The sequence below is a fragment of the Streptomyces sp. NPDC049577 genome, from assembly GCF_040675635.1.
Classification (GTDB): domain Bacteria; phylum Actinomycetota; class Actinomycetes; order Streptomycetales; family Streptomycetaceae; genus Streptomyces.
On the sequence record NZ_JBFAPH010000300.1, the window covers coordinates 1 to 7,755 of the forward strand.

Here is a 7,755-nt window from a genome sequence, read left to right on the forward strand (position 1 = left end):
GTTGCGGTGGCGTGCGTCGGTGGTGATGATCGGCGCGTCCGGGCCGATCTGCAGCGCCTCCCGGACCTCGTCCGGGGTGTACGGCTGGTGTCCGTCGAAGCCGTTGAGGGCGATGACGAACGGCAGGCCGCTGTTCTCGAAGTAGTCCACGGCCGGGAAGCAGTCCGCCAGCCGGCGGGTGTCCACCAGCACCACGGCACCGATGGCGCCGCGCACCAGGTCGTCCCACATGAACCAGAACCGGTCCTGACCGGGCGTACCGAACAGGTACAGGATCAGGTCCTGGTCCAGGGTGATACGGCCGAAGTCCATGGCCACGGTCGTCGTGGTCTTGTCCGGCGCGTGGGTGAGGTCGTCGATCCCCGCCGAGGCGGAAGTCATCACGGCTTCGGTGCGCAGCGGGTTGATCTCCGAGACCGCGCCGACGAACGTGGTCTTGCCCACGCCGAAGCCACCCGCCACCACGATCTTTGCGGAGGTGGTGGAGCGGGCTGCCTCGCCGCTAGAGGTTCCGAAGTCCACTGAGCACCCTTTCGAGCAGTGTCACGTCAGGCTGTCCGCCGGCGGACGCGTCGCCGCCGGGCTGATGAATGGCGACGAGTCCGGCCTCGGCCAGGTCGGCGACCAGGATCCGGGCGACGCCGAGCGGAATGGAGAGGAGTGCCGAGACCTCGGCGACCGATTTGATCTCTTGGCACAGGTGGCAGATGCGCTGGTGTTCCGGCAACTGCCCTTGGAGCTGGGACGGCTGGGCCGTGGTGTGCACCAGCGCCTCGATGGCGAGCTGGTACCGCGGCCTGGTCCGGCCGCCGGTCATCGCGTAGGGGCGGACCAGCGGATTGTGCGTGCCGCCCGAGGACGGCCCCCCGCGCCGCTGGGTCGGGGACTGGGCCGGGACGCGCTGGGCGCGCGGCTCCGGCTGTGCCCGGTGGCTCGGGGCGGAGGGGAAGTTGTAGCGGTTCAGCGGGGGCTCCGCCTGCTGGTCATGTCCATACGGGTAACCGCCTGGGGGCGTTGCCACGTCTCCTCCTCCAACTTGCTTCTCTGCTGCTGGTCGCGCCACCGCACCCTATGGCGCGGTGGCGCGAAACGCACTGCCTCTTTGCTAGTTGAGAAGGCTGCCCTGCAGTTCGGAGCGGAGCTCCGGCGTCAGCACGTTGCCGGCGCGGTCGACCAGGAGAGCCATCTCGTAGCCCACGAGGCCGATGTCGCACTCCGGGTGCGCCAGCACGGCCAGCGAGGAACCGTCCGAGACGGACATGATGAAGAGGAAGCCGCGCTCCATCTCCACCACGGTCTGGTTGACCGCGCCGCCCTCGAAGATCCGGGAGGCACCGGCGGTCAGCGAGGTCAGGCCGGAGGCGACCGCCGCCAGCTGGTCCGCGCGGTCCCGCGGAAACCCTTCGGACATCGCCAGAAGGAGTCCGTCGGCGGAGACCACGACGGTGTGGGACACCCCTGGGGTGTTGTCCACGAAACTGGTGATCAACCAGTTCAGGTTCTGCGCCGCCTGGCTCATCGGGCTCACACTAACGCTCCTGATTGTAGGTGCCGCCGGGGCCGAAGCCCTGGTCGTGTTGCTCATGCTGCTGCTCGTTCGCGGTGGGCTCGGCCCCCGCGCTGCGTCCCTGCTGGATGCCGCGGCGGAGGTTCGCCAACCTGCCGCGGACGTCCTCCGGGGCGCGGGAGATCTGGGGCCCGCTCTGGGGGGTCTCCGCGGCCTTGCCCTCGACCAGGTTGGCCTTCGGCACGCGACGGGGGAGACCGGAGGGGGTGATGCCGCCGGCCTTGGGGTCCCGGAGCTGCTCGGCACGCTGCCAGCGCTCGTCGTTCGCCGACCGCCAATCGGGCTTCTCACCCTCCTGAGGCTGCTGTGGGACCTCCCGCTGGGACTGCACCGGTGCTGCGCCGTCCCGCGTGGCCGCCTCGCCCGCCTCCGGCTGCCACTGCGTCGCACGACGCGGCAGACCGGACTCGGTCAGCGAGTTGGAGCCGCTCGTCGCGGGGCCCGGACGGTCGAACTCTACGCGCTCCGGCTGGGCCGTGTCAGCGGACGGCAGGGATTCCGATTCCGCTCCGTAGCCCTGTCCGTACTCGGACCGGTACGCACCCGTCTCGTTCCACTCGCCCTGCGGGGCCTGGCCGTTGAAGTCGGCGTAGGCCTGCCGGCCGGTGGAGGAGGAGTCCTGGTAACCGGTGTCCGCGTAGCCGTCCTGCTGGTACGGCTGCTCGAACTGGCCCGTCTGCTCGTACGGCTGGGGCTGCTCGAACTGGCCGGTCCGCTCGTACGGCTGGGGCTGCTCGAACTGGCCCGTCTGCTCGTACGGCTGCGGCTGCTCGAACTGACCGGTCCGCTCGAAGGACTGCGGCTGCTCGAACTGGCCCGTCTGCTCGAAGGACTGCTGCTGCGACTGCTGCTGCGGCGCCTCGTCGCGGAAGAGCGGGCGGTTGTCGGCGCCCTGCGCCTCCAGTGCCGCGCGGCGCTCCTCGCGCAGTCGCGAGCGGCCGATCGGGTCCAGCGTGGCTCCGGACTGGGCGTCCGGCCGCTGCTCCTGCTCGTAACGGCTGTCGTCGAAGCCGAGCTCCGCGGCGGTCCGCATCCGGCCGTTGCCGAGCTGACCGTGCTGGCCCGACTGCTCGGGCACGATCCGGGAGACGGTGAAGTCGTCGCCGTCGGCGAGGTCGTCGGCGCCGCCACCGTGGGTGATGGCGTCCGGCAGCATGACCAGCGAGGTGGTGCCGGCCTGCTCGCCCGAGGGGCGCAGCTGGACGCGGATGCCGTGCCGGGTCGCCAGGCGGCCGACCACGAACAGACCCATGCGCTGGGAGATCGCGGCGTCCACCGTCGGCGGGTTGGCCAGCTTGTGGTTGATGTCGGCGAAGTCCTCGGCGGTGAGGCCGATGCCCTTGTCGTGGATCTCGACCATGACTCGGCCGTCGGGCAGCCGGGTCGCGGTGACGCGGACCTTGGTGTGCGGGGAGGAGAACGTGGTGGCGTTCTCCAGCAGCTCGGCGAGCAGGTGCACGAGGTCGGTGACGGCGAGGCCGTGGATCTCGGCGTCGGGCACGCCGCTGAGCTCGATGCGCTCGTACGCCTCCACCTCGGAGGAGGCGGCACGCAGCACGTCGACCAGCGGGATCGGCTGGTCCCAGCGGCGGCCGGGCTCCTCGCCGGCGAGAATCAGCAGGTTCTCGCCGTTGCGGCGCATACGGGTGGCCAGGTGGTCGAGCCGGAAGAGGTTCTCCAGCTGGTCCGGGTCGGCCTCGTTGTTCTCCAGCTCCGTGATGAGGGTCAGCTGGCCCTCGATCAGGCTCTGGCTGCGGCGCGAGAGGTTGGTGAAGATCGCGTTGACGTTGCCACGGAGCAGGGCCTGCTCGGCGGCGAGTCGCACGGCCTCGCGGTGGACCTGGTCGAAGGCGCGGGCGACCTCGCCGATCTCGTCCCGGGTGGTGATCGGGATCGGTTCGACACGGGTGTCCACGCGACCGGGGTCGGTGCGCGAGAGCTGGTCGACCAGGGCCGGCAGGCGCTGCTCGGCGATGTCGAAGGCGGCACCGCGCAGACGGCGCATGTTGCGGCTCATGCGGCGCGCCATCATCCCGGCCACCACGAAGGCGACGATCAGGGCGAAGACCATGATCGAAGAGTTGACGATCGCGGACTGCTGGGCGTCCGAGGAGACCTTCTCGGCGTCGGCCACGGCCTTGTCGGCGAGCTTCTGCTCGATCGAGCGGTAGGCCTCGAACTTCGAAGTCGAGACGGCCATCCAGGACTCGGGGGTGATGTCCTTGGCCTTCAGCTGCGCGGGCGTGGCGCCGGACTGGATGGCGAGGACCATCTTGTCCTGCTCGTTGACCTGCGCCTTGGTGGCCATGACGTCGTTCAGGTCGCTGATGTCGTCGTCGGTGCCGTCGGCCTCGTACTCGCCGCGGGCCACGTACTCCAGGAAGTTGTACGAGGAGAAGGCCGTCTCCTCCACCGCGCGGTCCTTGGCCGAGCCCGGCTTGACCAGCAGGTGCATGCCGATGGAGCGCTGGAGCGACTCCGCGGCCTTGGCGAGCTGGATCGCGTAGACCATGCGGCCGTAGGCGGTGACGCGACCGGTGCCCAGGCCCAGTTCGTTGGCGAAGGCCATGAGGGGACGCTGGAGGGCGCCGTAGCCGTCCTCGGTCTTCACGCCGTCCAGGGCCGGGGTGTAGGCGGCCTGGCGCAGCTTGGGCAGGGTCTCCTCGGCGGCGCGGAAGAGCTTGAGACGGCGCCGCAGACTCGGCGTGTCCGGCATCTTCTTGACGGCCTTGTCGAACTCCGCGCGGGCGGCGTCCGTGACGTCCTGGGCCTTCTTCACGGCCGGGTCGTCGCGGCGGCCCTCCAGCAGCGGCTGCGCGCTCACGTCACGCTCGTCGATGACGGCGTGGGCGTAGGTGGCGGCCGCCTGCACGACACGCGCGGTGTTGGCGGCGTCCTTGGCCTCGGTCCAGGTGTCGACGGACTTCTTGACGTCCAGGCCGCCGAAGACGAGGGCCACGAGCACCGGGATGAGCAGGATCGCGTTCAGCCGGGTCGGCACTCGCCAGTTGCGCGGCGAGAATCTGCCGCCACTGCCCTCGGCGGGCGGGGCGGGGGTTTCCGGCATGTCGGAAGGCGGTACCGCTGAACGCGACGGCGGGGTGAAGTTACCCCGCGCGTCTCGCGTCTGCTGCGCGGCGCCCGTCTTTCTTCGCCTCACTCGACCAACAACCTCTCGGCGTCTGCACCTGTGCCGTGCCGTATTTCCACTGAGCCATGACTGCTCAGTCCGGGAATTCCAGCACGCCGGGCAGGTGCATTCCAAACATCGGACAGAGCCGGTGAAGGCCACGATTTGCCTGACATAAAACGGGCATTAAGAGCGAGTGGCGCCAAATGGCAGGCCGTATGTGCGCAGAGCGAAGTTGGCCGAACGCGACGTGTGGTCGCGTCCGGCCAATTCTCTGTCGAAACGTTATGAAGCCCGGGCTTCGCCGTGGTCAATGCCACAGCCACGGAGTATCGGAACTCCGTGGCGCGCAACCCTATTTCAGCCGCGCCATGAGCGCGTGTTCGACCAGGGTGATCAAAGCGCTCTTGGCCTCGTTGCGGTGGCGTGCGTCGGTGGTGATGATCGGCGCGTCCGGGCCGATCTGCAGCGCCTCCCGGACCTCGTCCGGGGTGTACGGCTGGTGTCCGTTGAAGCCGTTGAGGGCGATGACGAACGGCAGGCCGCTGTTCTCGAAGTAGTCCACGGCCGGGAAACAGTCCGCCAGCCGGCGGGTGTCCACCAGCACGACCGCACCGATGGCGCCGCGCACCAGGTCGTCCCACATGAACCAGAACCGGTCCTGACCGGGCGTACCGAACAGGTACAGGATCAGGTCGTCATCGAGGGTGATGCGGCCGAAGTCCATGGCCACGGTGGTCGTGGTCTTGTCCTGGACGTGGCTCAGGTCGTCGATGCCGGCCGAGGCCGAGGTCATCACGGCTTCGGTGCGCAGCGGACTGATCTCCGAGACCGCGCCGACGAATGTGGTCTTGCCGACGCCGAAGCCGCCGGCGACCACGATCTTCGCGGAGGTCGTCGAACGCGCGACGCTTCCGCTAGAGCTTCCGAAGTCCACTGAGCACCCTTTCGAGCAGTGTCACATCCGGTGTACCGCCGGACTCGCCGCCGCCCGGCTGGTGGATCGCCACCATGCCGGCCTCCGCCAGGTCCGCCACCAGGATCCGCGCCACGCCCAGGGGCATGTTCAGCAGCGCGGAGACCTCCGCCACCGACTTGACCTCGCGGCACAGGTGGCAGATGCGCTGGTGCTCCGGCAGCAGCCCACCGAGGTGGGCCGGGTCCGCGGTGGAGCTCACCAGGGCCTCGATGGCCAGCTGGTAGCGGGGCCGGGTTCGGCCACCCGTCATGGCATAGGGGCGGACCAGTGGCTGGTCGCCTTCACTCCCGTACGACGCGTGGTGATGCGAAGCGCCGTACGGGCCGGGCGAGGCGGGCGGGGTCATGAATCCTCCGGTCGGGACAGCAGGATGGCAATAATGCCGTCGAGCGGGGGCCGGTGGGGGGAGTTTCGGCCGTACGGTCGGACGGGATTTCCTGTGATGGCGCGGGTCAGTTCAGCAGGCTGCCCTGAAGTTCGGAACGGAGCTCCGGCGTCAGGACGTTGCCGGCGCGGTCGACGAGAAGCGCCATCTCGTAGCCCACGAGGCCGATGTCGCACTCCGGGTGCGCCAGCACGGCCAGGGACGAACCGTCCGAGACGGACATGATGAAGAGGAAGCCGCGCTCCATCTCCACCACGGTCTGGTTGACCGGGCCGCCCTCGAAGATCCGGGACGCGCCGGCCGTCAGCGAGGTCAGCCCGGACGCGACCGCCGCCAGCTGGTCGGCGCGGTCGCGCGGGAAGCCCTCGGACATCGCCAGCAGAAGCCCGTCGGCGGACACCACCACCGTGTGGGACACCCCCGGGGTGTTCGCCACGAAGTTGGTGATCAACCAGTTCAGATTCTGTGCCGCCTGGCTCATCGGACTCAACTAACGCTCCTGCTGATAAGTGGGACCGGCGGGGTGGCTGCCGGTGGTCGAACCGCTGCCGGCCTGACGTCCCTGCTGGATGCCCCGGCGGAGATTGGTCAGTCGGCCGCGTACGTCGTCGGGCGCGCGGGAGACCTGCGGGCCCGCGGGGATGCTCGGCTCCTGCTGCGCGGTCCCGTCGACGAGGTTGGCGCGGGGCACGCGGCGCGGCAGACCGGAGGAGGTCTTGCCGCCGGCGGCCGGTTCGCGGACCTGCTCGGCGCGGCGCCAGCGCTCGTCGTTGGCCGTCTCCCGCCACTCGCCCTGCGTGGGGCTGGGGGCGGTGGGCGCGGCGGGGCCCTGCTGGCGGCCCGGCGCGGGGGTCTCGGGCCGCGGACGGTCCTGGCGCACCGCGTGGCTCTGCGGGCCGTCGCCCGGGGTGGGCGTCGGGCCCGGCACGCGGCGGGGCAGCCGGTGCTCGGAGCCCGCCGGCTGCTCGGGGACGGCCGACTCGTCGGCGCCCCGGAACCAGTGGGACTCCAGCTCCTCGAAGAGCGGCGTCCCCGCCTGCCCCTGAGGCTGCTGCGGCTGCTGCGGCTGTCCGACGGAACCGGGCAGCTCGAACTGGCCGGTACCGGTGGGGCCGCTGGGCAGCTCGAACTGGCCGGTCGTGCTGTTGTTGGACCGGCCGCCCTGCCGGCCACCCTGCTGGCCGTACTGCGGACCGTTCTGCGGGCTGTTCTGCCGGTCGCCGGCGGCGGCCTGCGGGAACTGGCCGGTGCTGAACTGGCCGGTCGTGCTGTTCTGCTGGCCGCCCGGGGCGGCCTGCGGGAACTGGCCCGTGGTGCTGTTCTGCGGGTCCGCGGGGACCGGCGGGAACTGCGCCGTGTCACCGGGGCCGCGGCCCGGAGCGGGCGCGACGGCCGGGAACTGCGACGTGTCGCCGGGGCCGGCGGCCGGGGCGGGGTTCGCCGGGCGGGCGAACTGACCCGTGCCGGAGTTGCCCTGGCGCGCAGCCGGGAAGCCGCCGTCGACGTCCTCGTGGCCGCGCGGCGCGTCCTGCGCGGCGCGCGCCGGGCCCTGGGAGGCGACGGGCCAGTCGTCCACGGGGGCCTGACGGCCGCCCTGGTTCTGGTCGTTGCCCCAGCTCGCCGCACCGCGGGCGGGCAGCTTCGGGCGGGCTGCGCCGTTGCCGGAGCCGGCCGCGGGGGCCGGGGGCACGGGC

7 protein-coding genes and 2 pseudogenes are annotated in these 7,755 nt (G+C 70.8%); all 9 read right to left on the reverse strand.

Annotation, left to right across the window (positions count from 1 at the left end):
* On the reverse strand, nucleotides 1–522 hold a 522-nt coding region (locus tag AB0K09_RS26065; RefSeq protein WP_366067830.1), incomplete at its 3' end, for an ATP/GTP-binding protein.
* Nucleotides 503–1,021, reverse strand: a complete 519-nt coding sequence (locus AB0K09_RS26070) for a DUF742 domain-containing protein (protein ID WP_366067831.1) — start codon at nucleotides 1,019–1,021, stop codon at nucleotides 503–505. The genes AB0K09_RS26070 and AB0K09_RS26065, both read right to left, overlap by 20 nt.
* A gap of 84 nt (nucleotides 1,022–1,105) precedes the next feature.
* The gene (locus AB0K09_RS26075; protein ID WP_078848005.1) at nucleotides 1,106–1,519 is read right to left on the reverse strand and encodes a roadblock/LC7 domain-containing protein; all 414 of its coding nucleotides are present in this window, start codon (nucleotides 1,517–1,519) and stop codon (nucleotides 1,106–1,108) included.
* A 10-nt stretch (nucleotides 1,520–1,529) separates the two neighbouring features.
* Nucleotides 1,530–3,638, reverse strand: a complete 2,109-nt coding sequence (locus AB0K09_RS26080; RefSeq protein ID WP_366067835.1) for an ATP-binding protein — start codon at nucleotides 3,636–3,638, stop codon at nucleotides 1,530–1,532.
* A 78-nt stretch (nucleotides 3,639–3,716) separates the two neighbouring features.
* Nucleotides 3,717–4,634, reverse strand: a pseudogene (locus tag AB0K09_RS26085) (nitrate- and nitrite sensing domain-containing protein); the annotation flags it as partial.
* A 418-nt stretch (nucleotides 4,635–5,052) separates the two neighbouring features.
* Complete coding sequence (locus AB0K09_RS26090; RefSeq protein WP_366067832.1) at nucleotides 5,053–5,634, reverse strand: ATP/GTP-binding protein; 582 nt, start codon at nucleotides 5,632–5,634, stop codon at nucleotides 5,053–5,055.
* Nucleotides 5,615–6,022, reverse strand: a complete 408-nt coding sequence (locus AB0K09_RS26095) for a DUF742 domain-containing protein (RefSeq protein ID WP_366067833.1) — start codon at nucleotides 6,020–6,022, stop codon at nucleotides 5,615–5,617. The genes AB0K09_RS26090 and AB0K09_RS26095 overlap by 20 nt, the downstream gene beginning before the upstream one ends.
* A gap of 106 nt (nucleotides 6,023–6,128) precedes the next feature.
* Entirely contained in the window at nucleotides 6,129–6,542 is a 414-nt protein-coding gene (locus tag AB0K09_RS26100) for a roadblock/LC7 domain-containing protein (RefSeq protein WP_366067834.1), read from the reverse strand.
* A 9-nt stretch (nucleotides 6,543–6,551) separates the two neighbouring features.
* Nucleotides 6,552–7,755: pseudogene (locus tag AB0K09_RS26105) on the reverse strand (histidine kinase); the annotation flags it as partial.